The 24,474-nt window shown below is 69.1% G+C and carries 25 protein-coding genes; 19 read left to right on the forward strand and 6 right to left on the reverse strand.

Annotated features, from left to right (window positions below):
- The first annotated feature begins 39 nt into the window (after nt 1-39).
- The gene (locus ABD785_RS31645; protein WP_344835641.1) at nt 40-1,230 is read left to right on the forward strand and encodes a PrsW family intramembrane metalloprotease; all 1,191 of its coding nucleotides are present in this window, start codon (nt 40-42) and stop codon (nt 1,228-1,230) included.
- A 72-nt stretch (nt 1,231-1,302) separates the two neighbouring features.
- On the opposite strand, the gene ABD785_RS31650 is transcribed toward ABD785_RS31645, so the two are convergent.
- The 5 genes from ABD785_RS31650 to ABD785_RS31670 all read right to left on the reverse strand — a co-directional run bounded on the left by ABD785_RS31650 (nt 1,303) and on the right by ABD785_RS31670 (nt 5,827).
- Nucleotides 1,303-1,776, reverse strand: coding sequence for a hypothetical protein (locus ABD785_RS31650; protein ID WP_344835643.1), 474 nt, complete (start codon nt 1,774-1,776; stop codon nt 1,303-1,305).
- Nucleotides 1,777-2,124: 348 nt separating this feature from the next.
- Nucleotides 2,125-3,141, reverse strand: a complete 1,017-nt coding sequence (locus ABD785_RS31655; protein WP_425547842.1) for a COX15/CtaA family protein — start codon at nt 3,139-3,141, stop codon at nt 2,125-2,127.
- A 33-nt stretch (nt 3,142-3,174) separates the two neighbouring features.
- Nucleotides 3,175-4,059 carry an EamA family transporter gene (locus tag ABD785_RS31660; protein WP_344835645.1) on the reverse strand — a complete coding sequence of 295 codons (885 nt, stop codon included), beginning with the start codon at nt 4,057-4,059 and terminating at the stop codon, nt 3,175-3,177.
- Between the two features lie 92 nt (nt 4,060-4,151).
- Nucleotides 4,152-4,919: an ABC transporter permease gene (locus tag ABD785_RS31665; protein ID WP_344835646.1), complete on the reverse strand. Its 768-nt coding sequence runs from the start codon at nt 4,917-4,919 to the stop codon at nt 4,152-4,154.
- Nucleotides 4,916-5,827: an ABC transporter ATP-binding protein gene (locus tag ABD785_RS31670; RefSeq protein ID WP_344835648.1), complete on the reverse strand. Its 912-nt coding sequence runs from the start codon at nt 5,825-5,827 to the stop codon at nt 4,916-4,918. Before ABD785_RS31670 ends, ABD785_RS31665 begins: the two co-directional genes overlap by 4 nt.
- 116 nt (nt 5,828-5,943) lie before the next feature.
- On the opposite strand from ABD785_RS31670, the gene ABD785_RS31675 reads away from it, so the two are divergent.
- The 8 genes from ABD785_RS31675 (at nt 5,944) to ABD785_RS31710 (ending at nt 14,447) form a co-directional block, all read left to right on the forward strand.
- Nucleotides 5,944-6,852: a F0F1 ATP synthase subunit gamma gene (locus tag ABD785_RS31675; RefSeq protein WP_344835650.1), complete on the forward strand. Its 909-nt coding sequence runs from the start codon at nt 5,944-5,946 to the stop codon at nt 6,850-6,852.
- Between the two features lie 105 nt (nt 6,853-6,957).
- The gene (locus ABD785_RS31680) at nt 6,958-7,266 is read left to right on the forward strand and encodes a hypothetical protein (RefSeq protein WP_344835652.1); all 309 of its coding nucleotides are present in this window, start codon (nt 6,958-6,960) and stop codon (nt 7,264-7,266) included.
- Nucleotides 7,267-7,417: 151 nt separating this feature from the next.
- A complete protein-coding gene (locus ABD785_RS31685; RefSeq protein WP_344835654.1) occupies nt 7,418-8,833 on the forward strand; it encodes an amino acid permease in 1,416 nt (471 codons plus the stop codon).
- Nucleotides 8,834-8,860: 27 nt separating this feature from the next.
- Nucleotides 8,861-10,102 (forward strand): arginine deiminase, encoded by a 1,242-nt coding sequence (locus ABD785_RS31690; protein WP_344835656.1) that lies wholly within the window; start codon nt 8,861-8,863, stop codon nt 10,100-10,102.
- A 48-nt stretch (nt 10,103-10,150) separates the two neighbouring features.
- Nucleotides 10,151-11,155 carry an ornithine carbamoyltransferase gene (gene argF, locus ABD785_RS31695; protein WP_344835658.1) on the forward strand — a complete coding sequence of 335 codons (1,005 nt, stop codon included), beginning with the start codon at nt 10,151-10,153 and terminating at the stop codon, nt 11,153-11,155.
- 2 nt (nt 11,156-11,157) lie between these two features.
- On the forward strand, nt 11,158-12,093 hold the full coding sequence (gene arcC, locus ABD785_RS31700) for a carbamate kinase (RefSeq protein ID WP_344835660.1): 936 nt from the start codon (nt 11,158-11,160) through the stop codon (nt 12,091-12,093).
- An 18-nt stretch (nt 12,094-12,111) separates the two neighbouring features.
- Entirely contained in the window at nt 12,112-13,545 is a 1,434-nt protein-coding gene (locus ABD785_RS31705; protein ID WP_344835662.1) for an amino acid permease, read from the forward strand.
- A complete protein-coding gene (locus ABD785_RS31710) occupies nt 13,545-14,447 on the forward strand; it encodes a universal stress protein (protein ID WP_344835664.1) in 903 nt (300 codons plus the stop codon). Before ABD785_RS31705 ends, ABD785_RS31710 begins: the two co-directional genes overlap by 1 nt.
- Nucleotides 14,448-14,450: 3 nt before the next feature.
- Here ABD785_RS31710 and ABD785_RS31715 read toward each other — a convergent pair whose 3' ends face one another.
- The gene (locus ABD785_RS31715; protein WP_344835666.1) at nt 14,451-15,578 is read right to left on the reverse strand and encodes a PucR family transcriptional regulator; all 1,128 of its coding nucleotides are present in this window, start codon (nt 15,576-15,578) and stop codon (nt 14,451-14,453) included.
- A 124-nt stretch (nt 15,579-15,702) separates the two neighbouring features.
- On the opposite strand from ABD785_RS31715, the gene pgfA reads away from it, so the two are divergent.
- From pgfA to ABD785_RS31765, 10 genes are all read left to right on the forward strand, one after another.
- Nucleotides 15,703-16,650 carry a cell envelope lipid trafficking protein PgfA gene (gene pgfA, locus ABD785_RS31720; protein WP_344835667.1) on the forward strand — a complete coding sequence of 316 codons (948 nt, stop codon included), beginning with the start codon at nt 15,703-15,705 and terminating at the stop codon, nt 16,648-16,650.
- A gap of 5 nt (nt 16,651-16,655) precedes the next feature.
- Nucleotides 16,656-17,309, forward strand: a complete 654-nt coding sequence (locus ABD785_RS31725; RefSeq protein ID WP_344835669.1) for an FMN-dependent NADH-azoreductase — start codon at nt 16,656-16,658, stop codon at nt 17,307-17,309.
- Nucleotides 17,310-17,451: 142 nt separating this feature from the next.
- Nucleotides 17,452-18,207 carry a helix-turn-helix transcriptional regulator gene (locus ABD785_RS31730; RefSeq protein ID WP_344835681.1) on the forward strand — a complete coding sequence of 252 codons (756 nt, stop codon included), beginning with the start codon at nt 17,452-17,454 and terminating at the stop codon, nt 18,205-18,207.
- Nucleotides 18,204-19,616, forward strand: coding sequence for a Fe-S cluster assembly protein SufB (gene sufB, locus ABD785_RS31735; protein WP_344835671.1), 1,413 nt, complete (start codon nt 18,204-18,206; stop codon nt 19,614-19,616). Before ABD785_RS31730 ends, sufB begins: the two co-directional genes overlap by 4 nt.
- Nucleotides 19,616-20,791 carry a Fe-S cluster assembly protein SufD gene (gene sufD / locus ABD785_RS31740; protein WP_344835673.1) on the forward strand — a complete coding sequence of 392 codons (1,176 nt, stop codon included), beginning with the start codon at nt 19,616-19,618 and terminating at the stop codon, nt 20,789-20,791. The genes sufB and sufD overlap by 1 nt, the downstream gene beginning before the upstream one ends.
- Entirely contained in the window at nt 20,788-21,138 is a 351-nt protein-coding gene (locus ABD785_RS31745; RefSeq protein ID WP_344835674.1) for a non-heme iron oxygenase ferredoxin subunit, read from the forward strand. Before sufD ends, ABD785_RS31745 begins: the two co-directional genes overlap by 4 nt.
- Nucleotide 21,139: 1 nt before the next feature.
- Nucleotides 21,140-21,889 (forward strand): Fe-S cluster assembly ATPase SufC, encoded by a 750-nt coding sequence (gene sufC / locus ABD785_RS31750; RefSeq protein WP_344835676.1) that lies wholly within the window; start codon nt 21,140-21,142, stop codon nt 21,887-21,889.
- A gap of 2 nt (nt 21,890-21,891) precedes the next feature.
- Nucleotides 21,892-23,160: a cysteine desulfurase gene (locus ABD785_RS31755; protein WP_344835677.1), complete on the forward strand. Its 1,269-nt coding sequence runs from the start codon at nt 21,892-21,894 to the stop codon at nt 23,158-23,160.
- An 8-nt stretch (nt 23,161-23,168) separates the two neighbouring features.
- Nucleotides 23,169-23,624 (forward strand): Fe-S cluster assembly sulfur transfer protein SufU, encoded by a 456-nt coding sequence (gene sufU, locus ABD785_RS31760; RefSeq protein ID WP_344835679.1) that lies wholly within the window; start codon nt 23,169-23,171, stop codon nt 23,622-23,624.
- Nucleotides 23,621-24,010 carry a metal-sulfur cluster assembly factor gene (locus ABD785_RS31765; protein ID WP_344835680.1) on the forward strand — a complete coding sequence of 130 codons (390 nt, stop codon included), beginning with the start codon at nt 23,621-23,623 and terminating at the stop codon, nt 24,008-24,010. The genes sufU and ABD785_RS31765 overlap by 4 nt, the downstream gene beginning before the upstream one ends.
- The last annotated feature ends 464 nt before the right edge of the window (nt 24,011-24,474 follow it).

The raw sequence follows: 24,474 nt of genomic DNA on the forward strand, positions 1-24,474 counted from the left end.
GGCTAACGCAGCGAGTACCGGTCGACTACGCTCGCGGACATGGCGACCCTTGATCCGCAGGCGATCCTCGACGGACGCTCGCCGGGCCGTCCCTCGGTCATGCTGATCATCGGAATGGTCGTCTCGAGCCTCTGCGCGATGATCGCCCTCGGCCTCTACGCGGTGTTCGGCGGGACGGGTTTCGTGGTCGGACTCGGACTGGCGATCCTGCCGGTCCCCATGCTCGTCGCGGTCGTCCTGGCGCTGGACCGGCTGGAGCCCGAGCCGCCCAAGGACCTGATCTTCGCCTTCCTGTGGGGGGCGGGCGTGGCCGTCCTGGGCGCACTGATCCTCAACACCCTCGGCTACCGCTACGTGACCATGCCGCTGTTCGGCGACACCGACGGGCGCTTCTGGACCGCCGCCGTCGGCGCCCCGATCATCGAGGAGTCGCTCAAGGGCGCCGTGCTGTTCGTGCTGCTGTGGTTCCGCCGCAACGAGATCGACGGCATCACCGACGGCATCGTCTACGCCGCGATGGTCGCCCTCGGCTTCGCGATGATGGAGAACATCTCCTACTACATGCAGGCCCTGGACGGGCCCGGCGGAGTGAAGTCGCTGGAGTCGGTGTTCGTGCTGCGCGGGCTGATCTCCCCGTTCGGGCACCCGCTGTTCACCGCCATGACGGGCCTGGGCGTCGCCTATGCGGCCAACCACAGGACCGGGCGGACCGCCGCCCTGATCCTCGGGCTCCTCGGCGCCATGCTGCTGCACGGGATGTGGAACGCCTCAACGGCCTTCGGCGTGAAGGGCCTGCTGGTCGTCTACCTGATCGACTTCGGGATCCTGCTCGTCCTGCTCGTCCTGATCTTCAACGAGCGGCGTGCGCTGGTCCGCGAGATCGGCCAGTACCTCCCGCTCTACCAGGGGACGGGCCTGGTCTCCCCGCAGGACATCCAGATGCTGGCCACGATGCCGCAGCGCCGGGTCGCCCGCCGGTGGGCCAGGACCGTCGGCGGCCGGTTCTCCGCCCGCGCCATGAGCGACTACCAGCTGGCCGCGACCGAACTGGTCCTGCTGCACCAGCGGATGGACGCCGGCGTCATCGACCAGGGCTTCTTCGCCTCCCGCCAGGCCGAACTGATGAACCTCATGTACTGGACCCGCCAGGCCTTCCTCAGCCAGCCGGGCGACCCCGGAGCCGCCCCCTGGGGCCCCTCGGGCTTCGCACCGCCCCCGCCCCACCGCTAGAGGGTCTTACGACATGCCGAAGGGCCCGCCCCGGCGGCGGCCGTCCGGCCGGGGCGGGCCCTCGTGGTCGGGCTACGGCTGGGTGAAGACGTACGTCGCGCTGACGGTGACGTTGGAGAAGCAGAACAGGCCCGTGCCGCTGACGGGACGGTCGGTGAAGGTGACGGTGGCCGGGGGCATGGCGCCGGTGGCGGGGCCGGACAGGCTGCCGGCGTAGGTGCAGCCGAGCGCGCTCATCTTGAAGTTGCTGATCGTGGCGTTGCCGCCGGAGAAGCTGCCGCTCCAGGGGAAGCCGGTCGGCGTCACGGTGACGCCGCAGCCCGTGGCGGAGGCGGCGGTGACGGTGAAGGTGCCGGCGGTCGTCATGGTGCCGGACAGCACCGAGCCGGTGCAGGTGGCGACGGGGCTGCCGCTGACCTTCACGACCAGCGCGCTGGTGGTCGCGTGGTAGGGGCCGTTGGTCCACGCCAGGGCGGGGGACGCCGTCACGGCGACGGCGGCGGTGGAGGCGGCGGCTATCGCGGCCAGTTTGACGATGCGGTGCATGGGACCTCTGTTCGGGCATGGGGGCGCGACAGACGCCCCCCGTGGGTGGAGGTGGTCCCCGGTCCCTGACGGGATTCAGCCCCTGTCGGGTGGGCGGAATCCCGTCAACCGGGAACTGAAACGCGTTCTAGGTGAACGTAGATTCTCGTTCGTTGCACGGTCAATGATCCGGCCGAGACTTCCATGGCCGGATTGTGACGCCGTTCACACCACTGAAATCTGCCGTGCTCAGGGGTCACTTCAGCCCCGGCGGCAACCGCTTCCCGCTTCACATCCGGTCATGAACACCTGGCGGTCCGGACACTGTGACAAGAGATCAGGATCGAATAGGAACCTGTTACACAGACGCTACCGGGCAGTAGCGGCGGCCTCGGGCCGCGTCCGCTCGCTGAACAGGACGTGCAGGGTGGCGATCCACATCAGGGCGCTGCCGAGCATGTGGACGCCCACGAAGTTGGTCTGGACGGCCGTCAGGGTGTCGTGCCCCGGGTTCTCGCTGACATAGGCGAACAGGAAGTACTGGGCGTAGCCGATCAGGCCCTGGAGCAGCACGGCCGCGAGCAGGAGCCGTCCGGCGCGGCGGATGCGGGCGTCGGCGCCGGTCCGGTGGAGCACGATGATCAGCACGACGGTGAGCGCGACCACCGCCCACGCGAGCAGGGCGTGGATCTTGGCGACGTGGTCGATCGAGAAGCCGAAGCGGCGCGCCTGGTCGTCGCCCGCGTGCGGCCCGCTGCCGGTCACGATCGTCCCGGCGGCCAGCAGGGTGACCACGACGCCCACCAGGGTCAGGGTCAGCCGCCGGATCCGCGGCCCGGTCAGCCGCCGGACGGGACCGTCGCCCTCGCCGGTCCGCACGTACAGCCAGAACGCCAGGAAGATCATCAGGGTGGACAGCATGTAGTGCGCGGCGACGGTCGCCGGGTTGAGCTTGGTGAGCACGGTCACCCCGCCCCAGACGGCCTGGGCGACCACGCCGAGCGGCTGGAGCATCGCGAGCCGGACCAGGTCGCGGCGGCGGGGGCTCATCCGGCGGGCGGCCACGAACACCGCGACGCCGACGGCCAGCACCAGGAAGGTCAGGGTCCTGTTGGTGAACTCGATCGCCATGTTGACGGCGGAGTGCTCGGGATTGTGCGTGGGAACGAGGCTGTCGCCGGTGCACTGCGGCCAGGTCGGGCAGCCGAGCCCCGACTTGGTGAGCCGGACGGCCCCGCCGCTGAAGATGATCCCGGCGTTCACGATGACGCCCAGCAGGGCCAGGAACCGCATCGAACCCGCGGTGGGGTTCCACACGGCGCCGACCGTCCTGCTCAGGAGGTTCTTCTTCGGGGATTCGAGGATCGTCGCAGCCACGGAAGTCATCGTAGGACGGGGTTCGCGGTGTCCCGACCCGGGTCAGGCTTTCGTGGTGCGCGTCGCTCCGAGGCAGGCCGCGATCACCGCGCAGATGGCCAGCCACTGGAGCGCGGACAGCACCTCGCCGAGCAGGACGACCCCCACCAGGGCGGCCACCGCGGGCTCCAGGGCCATCAGGATCCCGAAGACGCGCGGCGGGATCCGCCGCAGTGCCTCGAGCTCCAGCGTGTAGGGCACGACCGACGACAGCAGCCCGACCAGCACGCCGATCATCAGCACGTGCGGGGTGAGGACGCTCCAGCCGCCGTCCGCCGCCACCGCGCCGACCCCCAGCGGCAGCACCGCGAAGGTGCCGACGATGCTGGCCAGCGCGAGCCCGGTGGTGCCGGGGATGCGCTTGCCCGTCGCCGCGCTGGCCACGATGTAGGCCGCCCAGCCCGCTCCCGCCAGCATCGCCCACAGGACGCCCTGGACGGTGACGTCTCCGCCGCCCCGCGCCAGCAGCAGGACGCCGAGGAGGGCGAGGGCCGCCCAGACCAGGTCGAGCGCCCGCCGGGAGGAGACCACGGCGACCAGCAGGGGGCCGAGGAACTCGATCGTGACCGCGACGCCCAGCGGGATCTGCTGGATCGACTGGTAGATCGAGAAGTTCATGAGGGCCAGGGACAGCCCGAGCGCCGCCGCCCAGGCCAGATCGGTCCTGGAGTGGTTCTCCCGCAGCCCGCGCAGGCCCTTCCTGGCCATCACGCCGACGACCACGGCGGAGGTCGCCAGCCGCAGCACCACGAGCGCCGAGGGCGGGAGCGTCCCGAAGAGGTTCTTGGCGAACCCGGCGCCGATCTGCACCGACAGGATCCCCAGCAGGACCAGAAGGGAGGGGGGCGCCGATCCGAGGCCGACCCTCCGCACGCCGCCGGACGACACCGCCACACCACACCCCCGAGAAACGGACCCTCCCGGCGAAACGACGTGAACGGCCGGAACACTCCCGTCGAGTCTAGGTTCTGTCCGGCGCGCTACTCCCAGCGGAAGAAGCGGGCGGCGAGAGCCAGGCCGGCGACCGCCCAGGCGGTGAGGATCAGCAGCTCCTGGCCGGGCAGGGCCTGGCCGTGCTGCAGGACGGCGCGCAGGCCGCCGGTGAGCGCGGAGATCGGCAGGTACTCCAGGACCGATCGCAGGCCCTCGGGGAACTTGGTGAGCGGGAAGACGACGCCGCCGAGCACCAGCAGGAGCAGGTAGACGAGGTTGGCGGCGGCCAGGGTGGCCTCGGCGCGCAGGGTCCCGGCCATCAGCAGGCCGAACCCGCTGAACGCGGCGGTGCCGAGCAGCACGAGCAGCAGGACGGCCGCCGGGTTCCCCGACGGCGACCAGCCCAGCAGCAGGGCCACCACGGAGATCACGACGACCTGGAGCAGCTCGACCAGCACCACGGTGAGGGTCTTGGCGAGGATCAGCCCGCCGCGCGGCAGGGGAGTGGCGCCGAGCCGCTTGAGCACCCCGTACCTGCGCTCGAAACCGGTGCCGATCGCCTGCCCGGTGAAGGCCGTCGACATGATCGCCAGCGCGATGACGCCGGGGGCGAGGAAGTCGACGCGCTCCCCGGGGCCGAGGTCGAGCAGCGAGGTGGTGCTGAACAGCACCAGCAGCAGGACCGGGATGATCAGGGTGAGCAGGAGCTGCTCGCCGTTGCGGAGGACGGCCTTCAGCTCGTAGGCGGTCTGCGCCGCGACCATCCTCGGCAGCGGCGCGGCCTGCGGCCGGGGGGTGAGGTCGAGGGTCGTCATCGCAGCTCCCGGCCGGTCAGTTCGAGGAAGACGTCTTCGAGGGTGCGGCGCTCGATCCGCAGGTCCTCGGCGAGGACGCCGTGGGAGGCGCACCAGGCCGTGACCGTGGCGAGGAGCTCGGGGCGCACGTCGCCCTCGATCAGGTAGTGGCCGTTGGGCGACTCCTTGGCGGCGCTGCCCGCGGGGAGCGCCGCCAGCAGCTCGTCCAGGCCGAGGCCGGTGCGGGCGCGGAAGCGCAGCTGCCGTTCGGCGCCCGTCAGCTCGGCCGGGGTGCCCTGGGCGACGACCCTGCCGTGGTCGATGATCACGACGTTGTCGGCGAGCTTCTCGGCCTCGTCCATGAAGTGGGTGGTCAGCAGCACGCTCACCCCGGCGGCCTTCAGGTCGGTGACCAGGTCCCAGGTGGCGTGCCTGGCCTGCGGGTCGAGTCCGGCGGTGGGCTCGTCGAGGAAGACCAGCTCGGGACGGCCGACCAGGGCGGCGGCCAGCGACAGGCGCTGCTGCTGCCCGCCCGACAGCCGCCGGTAGGGGGTCTTCGCGTGCTCGGTGAGGCCGAGCCGCCCCATGAGGGCGGCGGGGTCGAGCGGGTCGGCGTGGAAGGCGGCCATCAGGGTCAGGAACTCCCTGGCCGAGGCCGTCCCCGGGACGCCGCCGGTCTGCGGCATGACCCCGATCCGCGGCTTGAGCTCCCGGTCGTCGGGGGCGAGCCCGAGGACCCTGACCGTGCCGCCGTCGTAGGGCCGGAACCCCTCGCAGATCTCGATCGTGCTGGTCTTCCCCGCCCCGTTCGGGCCCAGCAGCGCCGTGACCTCACCTCGGGCCGCGGTCAGGGAGAGGCCGTCGACGGCCGTCGCCGCGCCGTAGCGCTTGACCAGGCCGGTGAGCTCGAGTGCGGGGGGCGCTGCCATGCGCCCGAGTCTAGATCCAGCGGGGCGCCGTTCTTTCCGGGGGAGAGGGTAAAGAATGAACCGGGAGCGGCGATGTGGCTGCGGTGGGTGATCGGGTTCTGGGAACGTGCCCTGCCATGGGCGCAGAACTCAGGCGGCTGCGGGTGCGCATCCGATCCGTCAAATCCACCGCGAAGATCACACGGGCGCAGGAGATGATCGCCGCCTCGAAGATCTCGAAGGCGCAGGCGCGGCAGGCGGCCTCGGAGCCCTACGCGCGGCACATCACCCGCGCGGTGACCGCGCTGATCAGCCACCACGTGTCGGAGCGGCATCCCCTGCTGGACCGGAAGACGGACGCCTCGCGCGTCGCGATCCTGCTCGTCACCAGCGACCGGGGCTTCTGCGGCGGCTACAACGCCAACATCCTGCGGCACGGCCAGCAGCTCGCCAGGGCGCTGCGCGACCAGGGCCGGGAGCCGGTCTTCTACGTGACCGGACGGCGCGGGGTGGACAACTACCTCTTCAACGACCGCCCGATGGCCGGGCAGTGGTCGGGCCAGTCGGGGGAGCCGGGCTACGGGCAGGCGGCGGAGATCGGTGAGGCGCTGATGCGGGCGTTCCTGGCGGAGACCGCGGAGGGCGGGGTCGGCGAGGTCCACGTGGTCTACACGCGGTTCCAGTCCATGCTGAGCCAGGAGCTGACCGTCCGGCGGATCCTGCCGCTGGAGATCGAGGACGTCGAGGTGCCGCCGGAGGGCGAGCCGGTCTCCACCTTCGATTTCGAGCCGTCGTCGGGCGAGGTCCTGGACGATCTGATGGGCCAGTACATCCGGGGCCGGATCTGGAACATGCTGCTGGAGGCGGCGGCCTCGGAGCACGCCGCCCGGCGCCGGGCCATGATGTCGGCCACCGACAACGCCAACGATCTGGTGACCAAGCTGACCCGGCAGGCGAACGAGGCCCGCCAGGCCGAGGTCACCAACGAACTCAACGAGATCGTCGGCGGCGCCAACGCCCTGGCTGACTCCGTCAAGACCGACTGACCTGCGGCGGGGCACCCCAACCGGTTTGGAAAATCCGGCAAAGTCCCTGTAAAACGTCCATACCGCTCGAACGGGTGGTACTTAACCGGACGTTTGGGGGAACGGATGGCACAGGAGCGGGTGCCCGGGCTGGAACGGGACGGCGCCGTCCTGTCCGCGGCGGAACAGGCCGCGGTCACGGCGATCGCCCGGCGGATGTCGGACGACGATCCGGCCTACGCCCGCCGGCTCAGCCATCTCGGCGGATACGAGATCAATCCGCTGGGCCTCCCCTCCAAGTGGGCCGCCTTCCCCGTCGCCGTCGTCGGCGCACTCCTGGCCCTCGGCGTCCTGTTCGCCGCGGTGGTCATGGACAGCGGCGCCGCCGAGCGCGCCAAGGGCACCGACGGCGTGGTTCATCACCTTCCCAAATAGTCTTTTGGCCTTCTTGACGACACGGTAAAAGTTCCCACCAAGGCCCCATCACCTCCAGATCCGCTGAAGTTTCGCGTGATCAACCGCAGGGCACGCATCCCCTCAGCCGGAATGTTCCCGGCGCAGGGCTCTGTGTAGTCGGGGGGGCAACATGGGGGAGCCGCAGGCATCGGCCGCCAAAGCGACCGAGAAGGCGTTCCAGGATATTTCGCCGGGCGATACCGGCCCGAGCGGGAAGCTCGGGCTCGGCGCGGCCGTCGCTCTCGTCATCGGCAACATCGTCGGGACGGGCATCTTCCTCCTGCCGGCGTCGCTGGCCGCCATCGGCACCGTGAGCATCCTCGTGCTCGTGCTCGTGGCGATCGGGGCCATCGCCCTCGCGATCGTGTTCGGCAAGCTCGGCGGGCGCGTGCCCGCGGGCGGCGGGCCCTACGCCTATGCCCGAGAGGCCTTCGGCGAGTTCGCGGGATTCTGGGTCTCCTGGTCCTTCTGGCTGACGGCCTGGCTCGGCAACGCCGGCATCGCGTTCGCCTGGGTCGGCTACGTGAACTACTTCCTGAAGTGGGACAGCACCGGTGGCAAGATCGCCATCGGGCTCGTCGGCCTGTGGATCCCGGCTCTGATCAACCTGACCGGTGTCAAGAACATCGGGCTGTTCCAGCTCGTCACGACGGTCCTGAAGTTCGTTCCGCTGATCTTCGTCGGCATCGTTGGCATGTTCTTCATCAACTCCGGCAACTTCCCCGCCTTCAACGCCCAGGGCGGCTCGACCTGGGGCGCGATCTCGCTGGCCGCCGGCCTGATCCTGTTCGCCTTCTCCGGCATGGAGAGCGTGACGATCGTCGCGGAGCGGATCAAGGACCCGGTCCGCAACATCGGCAAGGCGAGCATCTACGGCGTGCTGGCCTGCGCCGCGATGTACCTGCTCGCGACCATCGCGGTCTTCGGCACCGTGCCGTCGGAGCAGCTCGCCAAGTCCGAGGCGCCGTTCGCCGACGCCATCAACGCGATGTTCGGCGGAAGCTCCTGGGGCGGGGTCATGGCGGCGTGCGCCATCATCTCCGGCATCGGCGCGCTGAACGGCTGGACCATGCTGGTCGCCGAGATGCCGCTCGCCGCCGCCAAGGACGGCATGTTCCCCGACGCCTTCGCCAAGGAGTCCAAGCGGGGCGCACCGGTCACCGGCATCATCATGGGCACGCTGCTCACCAGCCTGATGCTCCTGTACGCCTACCTCGGCTCCGAGGACGGCTTCAACACCATCCTGCTGCTGGCCTCGTTCACGACCGCGATCCCCTACTTCTTCTCGGCGGCGGCACAGCTCTTCTGGCTGGTCACCGGGGGGCGCGAGGTCAACAAGGGCCGGATGGCGCGCGACATCTTCATCGCCTCGCTGGCGCTGGTCTTCGGTGCCTGGATCGTCTACGGCGCCGGTGCCGACGCCGCCCTCTACGGAATGCTCATGATGCTGGTCGGCATTCCGGTCTACATCTGGGTCAAGGCGAAGCGGGGTCAGTACGGCCCCGGCGAGGGCACGACGGTCACCACCGCCAAGACTGTTTCCTGACCACCTTCCACCGGAGGACGAGAAGTCATGACGTTCCACGTCGATTCCGAAGTCGGCAAGCTCAAGCAGGTCATGATCCACAAGCCTGAGCTCGCCCTCAAGCGCCTCACCCCGTCCAACAAGGACGACCTGCTGTTCGACGACGTGCTCTGGGTCGAGCGCGCCGGCGAGGAGCACGACGAGTTCCGCTCCCTGCTCGAGGGCCGCGGCATCAAGGTCCACATGCTGATGGACCTGCTGCGCGAGACCATCGGGATCCCCGACGCCAAGAAGCACATCCTCGACGGCATCATCGACGTCCGCTGGTTCGGCCCGCTGGCCACCGACGCCATCCGCAACGCGCTCGACGCCATGAGCGACACCGAGCTCGCACCGACCCTGACCGGCGGCATCACCAAGCGCGAGCTGCTCCAGCGCATCGAGGAGCCGAAGTCCATCGCCTTCCACTCGATGGACATGGACGACTTCGTCCTGCCGCCGCTGCCCAACCACCTGTTCACCCGCGACACCTCCTGCTGGGTGTACGACGGCGTCTCGATCAACGCGATGCGCAAGAAGGCGCGCATGCGCGAGACGGTGAACATGGAGGCGATCTACAAGTACCACCCGATGTTCGCCTCGGGTTACGACAAGCCGGACGCGGGCGGCTTCGACGTCTGGAACTACGGCTCGCCGATGGCCCCGGCCACGATCGAGGGCGGCGACGTCCTGGTGATCGGCAAGGGCGCGGTCCTGATCGGCATGTCCGAGCGCACCCAGCCGCAGGCCGTCGAGATGCTCGCGCAGACCCTGTTCAAGGCCGGCTCGGCGAAGAGGATCGTCGCGCTGAACATGCCGAAGGCCCGCGCGTTCATGCACCTCGACACGGTGATGACCAACGTCGACTACGGCGTCTTCACCAAGTACGCGGGCATGGGAATGCTCTCGTCGTACACGATCGAGCCCGGTGACAACGACAAGGAACTCAAGGTCACCGACCACCGTCCCGAGGACATGCACAAGGCCATCGGCAAGGCGATCGGCCTCGACGACATCAAGATCCTCACCGCGACGCAGGACGTCATGGCGGCCGAACGCGAGCAGTGGGACGACGGCTGCAACGTCCTGGCCCTGGAGCCGGGCGTGGTCGTCGCCTACGAGCGCAACGCCACCTCCAACAACTACCTGCGCAAGAACGGGGTCGAGGTGCTGACGATCCGCGGCAGCGAGCTCGGCCGCGGCCGCGGCGGACCTCGCTGCATGTCCTGCCCGGTCGAGCGCGAGGCGTAGTCCGGCCCGCCCACCGTCCACATCTTCTTTTTCGGGGGAAAGAGAAACATGGCGTTCAACCTCAAGGGCCGCAGCTTCCTCAAGGAGCTGGATTTCACGCCCAAGGAATGGAAGTTCCTGCTCAGCCTCTCGGCCGAGCTGAAGTCCGCGAAGTACTCCGGTGGCGAGGTCCAGCGGCTCCAGGGCAAGAACATCGCGCTGATCTTCGAGAAGACCTCGACGCGCACCCGCTGCTCGTTCGAGGTCGCCGCGCACGACCAGGGCGCGCACGTCACCTACCTGGACCCGAGCGGCTCGCAGATCGGCCACAAGGAGTCCATGAAGGACACCGCGCGGGTCCTCGGCCGGTTCTACGACGGCATCGAGTACCGCGGCAAGTCGCAGAGCGACGTCGAGGAGCTCGCGAAGTGGTCGAACGTGCCCGTCTGGAACGGCCTGACCGACGAGTGGCACCCGACCCAGATGCTGGCCGACCAGCTCACGATGATGGAGCACTGCGACAAGCCGCTGTCGCAGATCTCCTACGCCTACGTCGGTGACGCCCGCTTCAACATGGCGAACTCCTACATCGCCGCGGGCGCGCTGACCGGCCAGGACGTCCGGATCGTCTCGCCCAAGAGCCTCTGGCCCGACCAGGACATGGTCGTCAAGCCCGCCAAGGAGCTGGCCGCCAAGACCGGGGCGAAGATCACGATCACCGAGGACGTCGACGCGGGCGTCAAGGGCGTCGACTTCATCCTCACCGACGTCTGGGTCTCCATGGGCGAGCCCAAGGAGGTCTGGGACGAGCGCATCAAGCTCCTGCGGCCCTACCAGGTCAACAAGGAGATGATGAGCAGGACCGGCAACCCGAACACGAAGTTCATGCACTGCCTGCCGGCCTTCCACGACCGCAACACCACGGTCGGCGAGGACATCTTCGAGAAGACCGGCATGGACGCCCTCGAGGTCACCGACGAGGTCTTCGAGTCCGACGCCTCGATCGTCTTCGACGAGGCCGAGAACCGCATGCACACGATCAAGGCGATCATGGTCGCCACCCTCGGGAGCTGACCGTGCGCGTCGTCGTCGCCCTCGGGGGCAACGCGCTGCTCAAGCGCGGCCAGAAGCCGGACGCCGACGTCCAGCGGGCGAACGTGATCACCGCGGTCAAGTCGCTGGCGCCGCTCGCCGAGCAGCACGAGCTGATCATCACCCACGGCAACGGCCCGCAGGTGGGGGTCCTGGCGCTGCAGAGCGCCACCGACCCGCACCTGACCCGGCCCTACCCGTTCGACACCCTGGGCGCGATGACCCAGGGCATGATCGGCTACTGGATGCTCCAGTCCCTGCAGAACGCCCTGCCGGGACGGCAGGTCGTCTCCCTGGTCAACCAGACCCTCGTCTCGGTCGCCGACCCGGCCTTCGAGAACCCGACGAAGTTCGTCGGCGAGGTCTACACCGAGGACGAGGCCGAGAAGCTGGCCAAGGCCAACGGCTGGACGGTCAAGCCCGACGGCGAATTCTGGCGCCGGGTCGTCCCGTCGCCGAAGCCGCAGCGGCTCGTGGCGACCCGGCTGATCCGCCACCTGGTCCGCGAGGGCACGGTCGTGGTCTGCGCGGGCGGCGGCGGCGTTCCGGTCATCCGGAACGAGAACGGCCAGCTCGAGGGCATCGAGGCGGTCATCGACAAGGACCTCACGGGCTCCGTGCTCGCCGAGGCCATGGACGCCGACGCCTACCTCATCCTCACCGACGTTCCCGAGGTCATGCGGAACTACGGCACCCCGCAGCAGGAGCCGATCCGGCACACCACGCCGTTCGCGCTGCGCGCCGAGCAGTTCCCGGCCGGATCGATGGGGCCGAAGGTCGAGGCGGTCTGCGGCTTCGTCGAGCGGACGGGCGGCATGGCCGCCATCGGCAGCCTCGACCACTGCCGCCAGATCCTGGAGGGCAGCTCCGGGACGATCATCACGCCGAACGCCACCTGGCCGCTGGCCAGCACGCTCTAACTAGGGAGACTGATCCGCGTGGCCACGACGACGTTCTGGCACAGCCTGTGGCGTACCAAACCGGTCGACCAGATCGTCAGCGAGGGGGGTGACGGCGAGGGGGGCGGGCTCAAACGCTCCATGGGCCTGCTCGCCCTGACGTTCTTCAGCGTCGGCGCCACCCTCGGCACGGGGATCTTCGTGGTCATGGGGGAGGCGACACCGCTGGCCGGCCCGGCCGTGGTGCTGGCCTTCCTCCTGTCGGCGGTGACGGCGCTGTTCTCGGCGCTGTCCTACGCGGAGCTCGCCGGGACGATCCCGGTCTCGGGATCGTCCTACTCCTACACCTACGCCACGATGGGTGAGCTCGTCGCCTGGGTGTGCGGCTGGTGCCTGCTGCTGGAGTACGGCGTCTCGGTGTCGGCCGTCGCCGTCGGCTGGGGGCAGTACCTCAACGACTTCCTCGACAAGGCGTTCGGGTTCACCATCCCCGACGCCTTCTCCCAGGCCCCGGACAAGGGCGGCATCGTCAACCTGACGGCCGTCTTCATCGTCATGGCCATGACCTTCCTGCTGCTGCGCGGCGCGTCGGAGAGCGCGAAGGTCAACACCTTCATGGTGTTCTTCAAGCTCGCCCTGCTGATCTTCTTCTGCGCGGTGGCGTTCACCGGCTTCGAGTCCGGCAACCTCAAGCCGTTCATGCCGCTGGGCATGGCCGGGGTGAGCGCGGCGGCCTCCCAGGTGTTCTTCTCCTACATCGGCTTCGACGCCGCGTCCACCGCGGGCGAGGAGGCCAAGAACCCCAAACGGGACCTGCCGCTGGCGATCATCATCTCGCTGGCGATCGTCACGATCATGTACGTGCTGGTGGCGCTCGCCTCCGTCGGCGCGATGCCGTGGCAGGAGCTCAACGGCGACACCGAGGCGTCACTGTCGGCGATCCTCACCGACGTCACCGGGCAGACCTGGCCGGCGCTCCTGCTGTCGGCCGGCGCGGTCATCGCCATCACGAGCGTGGTGCTGACCGTCCTGTACGGGCAGACCCGCATCCTGTTCGCGATGTCCCGCGACGGCCTGATCCCGAAGATCTTCCAGAAGGTGAACCCGAAGACCTCCGCTCCGACCGCGAACACTCTCATCGTCGGCTGCGCGGTGGCCTTCCTCGCCGCGCTCGTCCCGCTCGACCAGCTCACCGAGGCCACGTCGATCGGCACGCTGTTCGCGTTCGCGCTGGTCAACATCGGCGTCATGGTGCTGCGCCGCACCAAGCCCGACCTGCCGCGCAGCTTCAAGACCCCGCTCTACCCGCTGACGCCCATCCTGGGCGTGTTCTTCTGCCTCTACGTCATGAAGGGCCTGCGCGGCGTCACCTGGCTGGTCTTCATCGCCTGGACGGTCGTCGGCCTCGCCTTCTACTTCGGATACAGCCGCCGCAACTCGCGGCTGCTGCGGCAGGACAAGGAGCTCACCTGATGGCAGGGGAAAAGGTCCTGGTCGGCTTCGAGCCGGACCGGCGCGGAGAGGACGCCCTCGCCCTCGCGGCCACGGCCGTGCACGGGACGCAGGGCCTGGTGACGGTCGCCACCATCCGTCCGGCCCCCTGGTCGACGCCGGGCCCCGGCAAGGTCGACGCCGAGTGGGAGGCCTACCTCGACGCCCAGGCGCGCGAGAACCTCGACCGCGCGGCGGAGTACCTGGGCGGCCGAGGCTGCGACGTCGCGGAGTACGCGGTCGGCAAGCACCGGGGGAGCGGCAGGGGCCTGTCGCAGCTCGCGTCCAGGACGAAGTCCGACATGGTGATCATCGGTTCGGCGCCGAAGGGCCCGCGCACGGGCATCGCCCTGGGCAGCACCGCCGACCAGCTCCTGCACGGATCGCCGGTCCCGGTGATGATCGCGCCCAAGGGCTACGCCACCCGGGGGCTGGACTCCTTCGACCGGGTCACGGTCGCCTACCTGCGCCGCCCGGAGTCGGCGCCGGCGGTGGCGCTGGCCGCCGACGTCGCGGTCCGCCGCGGCATCCCGCTGCGGCTGCTCACCTTCGCCGTCGGGCACACCGCGAAGGGCAAGGCCGCGATGGCCATGGCGGACGAGCAGCTCCGCCGGCTGGTCGAGGTCCTCGAGTCCGACCTGGCCCTGGCCGCCAAGGAGGCGGCGGACGGCAGCCGTCTCACGAAACGCCAGATCTCCACCGAGGTCGCCGAGGGCAAGGACACCGCGTCGGCCGTCGCCGCCACGGACTGGACCGACGGCGACCTCCTGGTCTGCTCGTCCTCCACCGCCGGCCCGATCAAGAAGGTCTTCATGGGCGACATGTCCCTGAAGATCGTCCGTGCGGCGCCCTGCCCCGTCATGGTGCTGCCCCGCACGCGCTGACGCCTACGGCTCGGCGGCCGTGATGCGCAGGTGCTGGAGCGTCCACCAGACCGTGACCAGGTCGGTGAGGCGCTCCAGGGACAGGCCGCTGCGCTCCTCGAAGCGGTTCAGCCGGTGCCGCAGGGTGTTGGGGTGGATGTGCAGGGCCCGCGCGGCGTCGGCGACGTGCAGATCGTGGTCGAGGTAGACGCGCAGGGTGTTCTCGATGACCTCGCGGTGCCGGCCCGTCTTGGGGATCTCCCCGAAACAGCGGTCGATCACCAGATCGGTCAGGTCGCCGCCGGTCAGCACCGCGGCCTGCACCGGCACGTCGGCGATGGACACCGCGCCGCTCATCCCCAGCGCCCGCGCCACCCGCAGCGTCAGCGCCGCCTGGGAGAAGGAGGCCGCAGCGGCGTCCAGCGGGGCGATCCGGCCGAGCGCGACCAGCGGGCCGTTGCGGAACGACAGGGGCAGCCGGGGGACGAGGCCCGCGATGTCGCCCTGGTGGGCGGCGGCGAAGCCGATCTCGTTCGCGGCCTGCTCCAGCCGCAGCCGCCCGGCCGAAGGCGGGATGCGGAACGCCAGATAGCGGGCCTCGGGATCCAGGCCGTTCGCCGCGGCGGCCTCGGCGAGCCGCGCCCCGGACAGCGACCCCGCCAGCAGGTCGCGCAGGAACGACGACCGCTGGTCGAGATCGGCCCTGACCATCTCCAGCTCGACCCGGCGGTGCTCGGCGGCGGCCAGCTCGAGCCCCTCCATGACCCAGTGCCACAGCCGGGACCGCGCGGTGAACCGGCTCATGTCCACGCCGAGGTCGCGCGCGTGCTGCGCCGCGACGTCCGCGGCATAGGCGGCGACGAGCCGGAAGCCGCGGACCAGGGTCTGCAGCGGCATCCCGTAGGACGCCCTGTGCGCACCGATCCCGGCGAGCATCCTCCGTTCCCCGGGAGTGGCCCTGCGGTTCTCGTTGACCGCGTCGAAACCGGCGCGCACCGAGACCCTGATGCTCTCGCGCAGTTCGTCGATCGGGATGAGCGCATGGTCGGGAAGGCGTTCGAGAAGAAGAAGGCAGCCCTTCTCCGCGATCATTTCCAGATCGTTCTCGAACGCGGACATCACCTGGCGAAGGCGCCGCTCTTCGTCGTCCACGCATGAACTCTAGGAATCGGCACGGCGCCGGGGAATGGACGGCGGGCAATTCTGTGTACCGCCACAACCGACGCTGGTTTCGGCGACCTTATCTCGCCGCCACAACGGCGCGACCATTCCCCACATGCGACGTATTCTCGGTGCCTCCCTCCTGGTTCTGGCCTTCTTCTGCCTGTGTCTCGCCCCTCTGGTCCGCTTCCAGGTGGCCGACGACCTCGTCGTCTTCCCCGCCGACGAGACCTCCAAGATCACTCTGGTCGGCGGGGGAGCCCGCTATCTCAACACCGGATCGGGCGCGATGGTCGAGGGCGCCGACCTCGTCAGCACGGTCACCGTGCGCGGGGTGCCGGGGGAGAGCACCGACGAGGTCGCGGTGTGGGACTCCTTCACCGCGACCGAGGACTCCGGCACCGGCGGGCTGCTCGAGACGCGCACCTGGCGGATGGCGTTCGACCGCAAGAGCGGTGAACTGCGCAACTGCTGCGGCGCCGCGCTCGATCTGGACAACGGCGTGAACCAGTCGGGCCTGGGCGTGCTGTGGCCGCTCGCCGACGTCCGCAAGAGGGACTACCAGCGGTTCGACCCCGCGACCCGGCGCACCTGGACCAGCCGTTTCGACGGCACCGACAGGATCGACGGCCATGAGGCCTACCGCTTCGTCCAGCACGTCGAGCCGACCGTCGTGGGCCGGGTCGCCGAGGTCCCGGGCGCGGTGCTGGGCCTGAAGTCGCCCGAGCCGGTCCCCGCCGACCGCGTCTACGAGGGCACCGGCACCGCCTGGGTCGACCCGAGGACGGGCATGGTGCTGGACTTCCGCCAGCAGGCCACCCTGCGGCTGCGCACCGCGGACGGCGTCGACCGGGCCACCGTCCTCGACACCGATCTCCGCCTCGACGAGGCCACCCGCAAGGCGGGCGTCAAGGCGGCGGACGACTCGGCGAAGGCCATCAGCACGGTCCGGCTGGTCATCCCCGCGGCCTCGCTGGCCCTCGGCCTGATCCTCCTGGTGACCGGGATCCTGGTCGTGCGGCGGCCGTCCGGACGGGAGGACACCGCCCCGGTGGAAAGATGATCGGCATGCCCACGCTGCTTCATCTGGACTCCTCGGCCGGTGGCACGGCCTCCCGCTCGCGGCGGATCACCGCGGCCTTCGCCGAGGCCTTCCTGGCCTCGGCGCCGGGCAACAGGGTGGTCCACCGCGATCTGCACGCCGACCCCCTGCCGCACCTGCCCGACGAGAGCCTGCACTGGGCGCCCGCGCTGCGCGGGGCGGGCGCCGACCCCGGACCGGACGCCGAGCGCCTCCAGGCGGGGCTCATCAGCGAGCTCCTCGCCGCGGACGTCCTCCTGGCGGGCGTCCCGCTCTACAACTACTCGCTGCCCTCCGCGCTCAAGGCCTGGCTCGACCATGTCCACGTCCCGGGGCTGACGGCGCCCTCCCCGGTCTCGGGCGCCCCCCTGGCCGGACGCCCGGCGGTCCTGATCGCGACCCGGGGCGGCGACTACGGGCCCGGAACGGTCAACGAGGGACGCGACCACGCCACACCCGTCCTGGAGCTGATCCTCGGCACCGAGATGGGGATGTCGGTCCGGGTGGTCACCGCGGGACTGACCCTGGCCGGCACCGTCCCCGCCCTCGCCGCCCAGCGCGCCGGGGCCGAGCGGGAACTGGCCGACGCCCTGCGCGAGGCCCGTTCTCTGGGCGCCTCGCTGGGCTGCCCTGGAGCCTGACGCCCTTTCAGGCCGAACCGGTCGAGAACGGGATAAAAGCACTCCTACCTGCGGTTAGGTAAGGCTTACCTGTGTGAGTGGGAACACCGGCTCCCGTTTGTGCTGGAGGAATGAATTACGGCACACTGATGTTGTGAAATACATGCCCGAGACCTCGCCCCAGGTCAAGGCCGGTACGCCCGCGGCGTCCCCGGTCCAGCCCGGCGTGCCTCGGGCCGAGCGTGACACCCGGGCACGGGTGGCGCGGCTCATCCTGGAGCACGGTCCGGTCGCGGCCTCCGCGCTCGGCGAGCGGCTGGGCCTGACCCCCGCGGCGGTCCGACGGCACCTCGACGCGCTGCTGTCCGAAGGGATGATCGAGACCCGCAGGGCCCGCCCCACCGCCTCCCGGGGCAGGGGACGCCCGGCGAAGCTCTTCGCGATCACCGATCAGGGCCGCACCGCTTTCGTTCACGCCTACGATGACCTGGCGTCCAGTGCGCTGCGGTTTCTCGCCGAGAAGGCGGGGCAGGAGGCCGTGACGGAGTTCGCCCGCAGCCAGATCGCGGACCTGGAACGCCGTTATGCTCCAGAACTCCAGGCACTTCCGCCGCAGCAGCGCGTCAGGGCCCTGGCCGAGGCGCTCTCGGCGGACGGATACGCGGCGGCGGCCGGGCAGGCACCCCACATGATGGGCGGAGCACAGCTCTGCCAGCATCACTGCCCGGTGGCGCACGTCGCGGAGCAGTTCCCGCAGTTGTGCGAGGCGGAGACCGAAGCGTTCGGGCGGATGCTCGGCGCACCGGTACAGCGTCTCGCCACCATCGCCCACGGCGACGGTGTCTGCACCACCCACGTGAGCCCGACATCTCACGGGGTCAACATGGATAACGAGGAGTCCGGAGGGATCTCCCTATGACTACGGCAGCCAATCCTGAACTCGAGGGGCTGGGCAACTACAAGTACGGCTGGGCCGACTCCGACTCGGCCGGGGCCGCGGCGAAGCGCGGCCTTTCCGAGGCGGTCGTCCGCGACATCTCGGCGAAGAAGAACGAGCCCGAATGGATGCTCGACCTTCGCCTGAAGGGTCTGCGCCTGTTCGGCAAGAAGCCGATGCCGTCCTGGGGCTCCGACCTCTCCGACATCCACTTCGACAACATCAAGTACTTCGTGCGGTCGACGGAGAAGCAGGCCGAGTCCTGGGAGGACCTGCCCGAGGACATCAAGAACACCTACGACCGCCTGGGCATCCCCGAGGCCGAGAAGCAGCGGCTGATCGCCGGTGTCGCGGCCCAGTACGAGTCCGAGGTCGTCTACCACAAGATCCGTGAGGATCTTGAGGAGAAGGGTGTCATCTTCCTCGACACCGACACCGGCCTGCGCGAGCACCCGGAGATCTTCCAGGAGTACTTCGGCTCCGTGATCCCCGTCGGCGACAACAAGTTCGCCGCGCTGAACACGGCCGTCTGGTCCGGCGGATCCTTCATCTACGTCCCCAAGGGCGTGCACGTGGAGATCCCGCTCCAGGCCTACTTCCGGATCAACACCGAGAACATGGGCCAGTTCGAGCGGACCCTGATCATCGTCGACGAGGACGCCTACGTCCACTACGTCGAGGGCTGTACCGCGCCGATCTACAAGTCGGACTCGCTGCACTCCGCCGTGGTCGAGATCATCGTGAAGAAGGGCGGCCGCTGCCGCTACACGACGATCCAGAACTGGTCGAACAACGTCTACAACCTGGTCACCAAGCGCGCCGTGGCCTACGAGGGCGCGACCATGGAATGGGTCGACGGCAACATCGGCTCCAAGGTCACCATGAAGTACCCGGCCATCTACCTGATGGGCCCGCACGCCAAGGGCGAGACCCTGTCCATCGCCTTCGCGGGCGAGGGCCAGCACCAGGACGCCGGCGCGAAGATGGTGCACTGCGCCCCCCACACCTCCTCCTCGATCATCTCGAAGTCGGTGGCGCGCGGCGGCGGCCGCACCTCCTACCGCGGCCTGATCCAGATCCAGGAGGGCGCCGAGCACTCCAAGTCGACCGTGAAGTGCGACGCGCTGCTCGTCGACCAGATCTCCCGCTCCGACACCTACCCCTACGTCGACGTCCGCGAGGACGACGTGGAAATGGGCCACGAGGCCACGGTCTCGAAGGTCTCGGAGAACCAGCTCTTCTACCTCATGAGCCGCGGCATGACCGAGGACGAGGCCATGGCGATGATCGTCCGCGGGTTCGTGGAGCCGATCGCGCGTGAGCTGCCCATGGAATACGCACTCGAGCTCAACCGGCTCATCGAACTCCAGATGGAAGGGGCCGTCGGCTGATGGGCCTGAACGATCAGCACGGCGTGAAGCCCGTTTCCTCGCTCAACGCCGTGGCTTCCTACGATGTCGCCGACTTCGACGTTCCGTCGGGTCGTGAAGAGGAGTGGCGGTTCACCCCGCTGCGCCGTCTTCGGGGTTTGCACGACGGGTCCGCGGTCGCCGACGGCAAGATCATTGTCGTCGTCGACGCGGCTCCCGAGATCACCGTCGAGACCGTGAGCCGGGGTGACGCCCGGGTCGGGTCGGGTTACACCCCGACCGACCGGGTCTCCGCCCAGGCCTACAGCGCCTTCACCGAGGCCACCGTGATCACCGTTCCGCGCGAGGCCGTCGCCTCGGCGCCGACGATCGTCCGGCTGCGCGGGGAGAGCGTCGAGCACGCCGCCTACGGCCACATCACCGTGATCGCCGAGCCGTTCTCGCAGGCCACGATCGTGCTGGACCACTCCGGTTCCGCGACCTACGCCGACAACGTCGAGTTCATCGTCGGCGACCAGGCCAGGCTGCACGTGATCAGCGTCCAGGACTGGGCGTCCGACGCCGTCCACCTCTCGCACCAGCACGCCCACCTGGGCAAGGACGCCACGTTCACCAACTTCAACGTGACGCTCGGCGGCAACGTCGTGCGGCTGCGCCCGTCGGTGTCCTACCACGGCCAGGGCGGCGACGCCGAGCTGTACGGCGTCTACTTCGCCGACGCGGGCCAGCACCTCGAGCACCGGCTCCTCGCCGACCACTCGATGCCCAACTGCCGCTCCCGGGTGGACTACCGCGGCGCCCTGCAGGGCGACGACGCGCACGCCGTCTGGATCGGCGACGTCGTGATCCGCGCCGAGGCCGAGGGCACCGACACCTACGAGCTCAACCGCAACCTCGTCCTCACCGACGGCACGCGCGTCGACTCGGTGCCGAACCTGGAGATCCTCACCGGAGAGGTCGCCGGAGCGGGCCACGCCTCGGCGTCCGGCCGCCTGGACGACCAGCACCTGTTCTACCTCCAGGCGCGCGGCATCCCGGCCGACGAGGCCAAGCGGATGGTCGTGCGCGGCTTCCTCAACCAGCTCGTCGAGAAGATCGACCTGCCGGACCTGCGCCAGCGGGTGGAGGCCGCCATCGACGCCGAGCTCGGCATCGCACCCCTCGTCGAGGACACCGACGACGAGGCCGCCGGATGAGCGGTTTCGTCAAGATCTGCCCCCTCGCCGAGATCGGCGAGGACCAGCCGATGGCCGTCGAGGTCGACGACACCCCCGTGGTCCTGGTGAAGACCAACGGCGAGGTGTTCGCGATGAACGACATCTGCTCGCACGCCGAGGTCTCGCTCTCCGAGGGCGAGGTCTACAACAACACGCTGGAGTGCTGGCTGCACGGGTCCTGCTTCGACCTGAGGACCGGCAAGCCCACCAATCCGCCCGCGACGCAGGCGGTGCCCACCTACCGAGTGAAGATCGAGACCGGCGAAGACGGCGCTGAACAGGTCTATGTGAACCTGGCCGAATCGTCCGAATATGGGGAGTCCTGACATGGCCACGCTGGAGATCCGCGACCTGCATGTGACGGTCGCCGACAAGGAGATCCTCAAGGGCGTCAACCTGACGGTGCGCGCGGGGGAGACCCACGCGATCATGGGCCCCAACGGGTCCGGCAAGTCGACGCTCGCCTACGCCGTCGCGGGGCACCCCAAGTACACCGTGACCAGCGGTTCCATCACCCTCGACGGTGAGGACGTGCTGGAGATGACCGTCGACGAGCGGGCTCGCGCCGGCCTGTTCCTGGCCATGCAGTACCCCGTCGAGGTCCCGGGCGTGTCGGTCGCGAACTTCCTGCGCACCGCCGTGACGGCCGCCAAGGGCGAGGCCCCCAAGCTGCGGATCTTCTCCAAGGACCTCAAGGAGTCCATGGCGCAGCTGCAGATGGACCCGTCCTTCGCCCAGCGCAACGTCAACGAGGGCTTCTCCGGCGGCGAGAAGAAGCGCCACGAGATCCTCCAGCTCGAGCTGCTCAAGCCGAAGATCGCCGTCCTCGACGAGACCGACTCCGGCCTCGACGTCGACGCGCTCAAGGTCGTCTCCGAGGGCGTCAACCGCTTCTCGGCCGCGGGCGAGACCGGCGTCCTGCTGATCACCCACTACACGCGGATCCTGCGCTACGTGAAGCCGGACTTCGTCCACGTCTTCGCCGACGGCCGGATCGTCGAGGCGGGCGGGCCCGAGCTGGCCGACAAGCTGGAAGCCGAAGGCTACGAGAAGTACGTCGGCAAGGCGGGAGTCTGATCATGGGCCTTCTGGCGGAGGAGATCAGGAAGGACTTCCCGATCCTTGGCCGCACGGTCAGGAACGGCAACCCCCTCGTCTACCTGGACTCCGGTGCGACCTCGCAGAAGCCGCGCCAGGTTCTGGACGCCGAGCGCGAGTTCTACGAACAGCACAACGCCGCCGTCCACCGGGGGGCGCACCTGCTGGCGGAGGAGGCGACGGATGCGTTCGAGAACGCCCGCGCCACCATCGCCGCCTTCATCGGCGCGCCCGCCGGTGAGGTCGTGTTCACCAAGAACGCGACCGAAGGCATCAACCTGGTGGCCTACGCGCTGAGCAACGCCGCGACCTTCGGGCCGTCGGCGGAGCGCTTCGTGGTCGGCCCCGGCGACGAGATCGTGGTCTCCGAGATGGAGCACCACGCCAACCTGGTGCCGTGGCAGGAGCTGTGCCGCCGCACCGGGGCGAAGCTCCGCTGGTTCGGGCTGACCGACGACGGCCGGCTCGACCTGTCGGACATCGACGACCTCATCACCGAGCGCACGAAGCTGGTGGCGCTCGCCCACCAGTCGAACGTGCTGGGAACGGTCAACCCCGTCAAACTGATCGCCGAGCGGGCGCACGCCTTCGGCGCGCTGGTCCTGCTGGACGGCGCGCAGTCGGTTCCGCACCTGCCCGTCGACGTGAACGACCTCGGCGCGGACTTCCTGGTCTTCTCCGGCCACAAGATGCTGGGCCCGCTGGGCATCGGCGTCCTGTGGGGGAGGCGCGAGCTTCTGGAGTCGATGCCGCCCTTCATCACCGGCGGATCGATGATCGAGATCGTCCGGCTGGAGGAGTCGACCTACGCGGCCCCGCCGCAGCGGTTCGAGGCCGGCGTGCCGATGACGGCCCAGGCCGTCGGGCTCGCCGCCGCCTGCGACTACCTCACCGAGCTGGGCATGGACCGGGTCGTCGAGCACGAGCACCTGCTCGCCGCCTACGCGCTCGAGCAGATCGGCGCGATCCCGGGCGTCCGGATCATCGGCCCCGCGACGGCCGAGGCGCGCGGCGCGACCGTCGCCTTCGTCGTCGACGAGATCCACCCGCACGACGTCGGCCAGGTCCTCGACGATCTCGGCATCGCCGTCAGGACCGGGCACCACTGCGCATGGCCGCTCTGCCGCCGCTACGGAATACCCGCGACCACCCGGGCGTCGTTCTACGTGTACAACACGCTGAGCGATGTGGACGTGCTGGCCGAGGGCGTCCGGAAGGCCCAGCAGTTCTTCAGAACGGCCGGGAAGTAGGAACTCCGATGCTGCTCGAATCCATGTACCAGGAGATCATCCTGGACCACTACCGGAACCCCCAGCACAAGGGGCTCCGCGATCCGTACGAGGCCGAGGTCCACCACGTGAACCCGACCTGCGGTGACGAGATCACCTTGCGCGTCCATCTCGACGGGACCACCGAGGACGCGGTCGTCGCCGATGTCTCCTACGAGGGCCAGGGCTGCTCGATCAGCCAGGCCAGCGCCTCGGTGATGGCCGAACTGATCATCGGGAAGACCGTGAAGGAGGCGCTCGTCCTCAACGACGAGTTCCTCGCGCTGATGCAGTCCCGCGGCGAGCTCGAACCCGACGAGGACGTCCTCGAGGACGCGGTCGCGTTCGCGGGCGTGTCCAAGTACCCCGCCCGCGTCAAGTGCGCCCTCCTAGGCTGGATGGCCTGGAAGGACGCCACCTCCCAGACTCTGGAGAAGTCCGCATGAGCGAAACCGAAGTGACCTCCGATCTGCCTCCCGCGGAGGAGGCCGTCCTGGACGCCCTCACCGGGGGGTCCGAGGAAGAGGAGCAGATCCTCGAGGCCCTGCGCGACGTGGTCGACCCCGAACTGGGCATCAACGTCGTCGACCTCGGCCTGATCTACGGCGTCAACGTCAACGAGACCGACGGCAAGAAGCTGCTGACCGTCGACATGACGCTGACGAGCGCCGCGTGCCCGCTGACCGACGTCATCGAGGACCAGGCGCAGTCCGCCACGGCCGACCTTGTCGACGAACTCAAGATCAACTGGGTCTGGCTGCCGCCGTGGGGCCCGGACAAGATCACCGAAGACGGCCGCGAGCAGCTCCGCGCGCTCGGCTTCAACGTCTGACCGAACGCACGTCTGATCGGCCGAAGCCGAGGAGGCCCGAACCGCCACGGTCCGGGCCTCCTCGCTTTCAGCCGGCGGATCATGTGACCCACCCGACATGCCGAATCTCCGGCTTCGGTTGCCGCACCCCCCTGAGTGACGTAAGCTCGTCTCTTGTGCCCCTGACGGGTGCGGACGCCAGAACGGTCTTCGGATCGAGGCGGCCGACCGGAGGGCGAATCGCCGGAAAATCGAAGGTGTGCTACTGCATTGCCTTTTATGGAATGGCGAAGCGGAAACAAAAGCGAGTTTGACACTCACTGCGAATCTGCTAAATTTGAAACACACCGCGAGGGAAACGCCTGAAAGGGCGGGAACTTCACGGGCTCGTTTCTTGAGAACTCAACAGCGTGCTAAAAGTCAGTGCCAAATTAATGGCCGGGACTTCGGTTCTGGTCATGTACATCCTCGTCTGAGGATTTCTT

This window comes from Actinocorallia longicatena, from assembly GCF_039534125.1.
Classification (GTDB): Bacteria; Actinomycetota; Actinomycetes; order Streptosporangiales; family Streptosporangiaceae; genus Actinocorallia; species Actinocorallia longicatena.

What these genes read in the sequence shown, in the direction of transcription:
- ABD785_RS31685 (WP_344835654.1), top strand. Translation starts at nt 7,418, where the DNA reads ATGGGGGAGCCGCAGGCATCGGCCGCCAAAGCGACCGAGAAGGCGTTC.
- ABD785_RS31725 (WP_344835669.1), top strand. Translation starts at nt 16,656, where the DNA reads ATGCCCACGCTGCTTCATCTGGACTCCTCGGCCGGTGGCACGGCCTCC.
- argF (WP_344835658.1), top strand. Translation starts at nt 10,151, where the DNA reads ATGGCGTTCAACCTCAAGGGCCGCAGCTTCCTCAAGGAGCTGGATTTC.
- ABD785_RS31690 (WP_344835656.1), top strand. Translation starts at nt 8,861, where the DNA reads ATGACGTTCCACGTCGATTCCGAAGTCGGCAAGCTCAAGCAGGTCATG.
- ABD785_RS31730 (WP_344835681.1), top strand. Translation starts at nt 17,452, where the DNA reads ATGCCCGAGACCTCGCCCCAGGTCAAGGCCGGTACGCCCGCGGCGTCC.
- ABD785_RS31665 (WP_344835646.1), bottom strand. Translation starts at nt 4,919, where the DNA reads ATGACGACCCTCGACCTCACCCCCCGGCCGCAGGCCGCGCCGCTGCCG.
- ABD785_RS31765 (WP_344835680.1), top strand. Translation starts at nt 23,621, where the DNA reads ATGAGCGAAACCGAAGTGACCTCCGATCTGCCTCCCGCGGAGGAGGCC.
- ABD785_RS31655 (WP_425547842.1), bottom strand. Translation starts at nt 3,141, where the DNA reads ATGACTTCCGTGGCTGCGACGATCCTCGAATCCCCGAAGAAGAACCTC.
- sufU (WP_344835679.1), top strand. Translation starts at nt 23,169, where the DNA reads ATGCTGCTCGAATCCATGTACCAGGAGATCATCCTGGACCACTACCGG.
- ABD785_RS31755 (WP_344835677.1), top strand. Translation starts at nt 21,892, where the DNA reads ATGGGCCTTCTGGCGGAGGAGATCAGGAAGGACTTCCCGATCCTTGGC.
- ABD785_RS31675 (WP_344835650.1), top strand. Translation starts at nt 5,944, where the DNA reads ATGGGCGCAGAACTCAGGCGGCTGCGGGTGCGCATCCGATCCGTCAAA.
- pgfA (WP_344835667.1), top strand. Translation starts at nt 15,703, where the DNA reads ATGCGACGTATTCTCGGTGCCTCCCTCCTGGTTCTGGCCTTCTTCTGC.
- sufB (WP_344835671.1), top strand. Translation starts at nt 18,204, where the DNA reads ATGACTACGGCAGCCAATCCTGAACTCGAGGGGCTGGGCAACTACAAG.
- ABD785_RS31710 (WP_344835664.1), top strand. Translation starts at nt 13,545, where the DNA reads ATGGCAGGGGAAAAGGTCCTGGTCGGCTTCGAGCCGGACCGGCGCGGA.
- ABD785_RS31670 (WP_344835648.1), bottom strand. Translation starts at nt 5,827, where the DNA reads ATGGCAGCGCCCCCCGCACTCGAGCTCACCGGCCTGGTCAAGCGCTAC.
- ABD785_RS31650 (WP_344835643.1), bottom strand. Translation starts at nt 1,776, where the DNA reads ATGCACCGCATCGTCAAACTGGCCGCGATAGCCGCCGCCTCCACCGCC.
- sufD (WP_344835673.1), top strand. Translation starts at nt 19,616, where the DNA reads ATGGGCCTGAACGATCAGCACGGCGTGAAGCCCGTTTCCTCGCTCAAC.
- ABD785_RS31645 (WP_344835641.1), top strand. Translation starts at nt 40, where the DNA reads ATGGCGACCCTTGATCCGCAGGCGATCCTCGACGGACGCTCGCCGGGC.
- ABD785_RS31680 (WP_344835652.1), top strand. Translation starts at nt 6,958, where the DNA reads ATGGCACAGGAGCGGGTGCCCGGGCTGGAACGGGACGGCGCCGTCCTG.
- sufC (WP_344835676.1), top strand. Translation starts at nt 21,140, where the DNA reads ATGGCCACGCTGGAGATCCGCGACCTGCATGTGACGGTCGCCGACAAG.
- ABD785_RS31745 (WP_344835674.1), top strand. Translation starts at nt 20,788, where the DNA reads ATGAGCGGTTTCGTCAAGATCTGCCCCCTCGCCGAGATCGGCGAGGAC.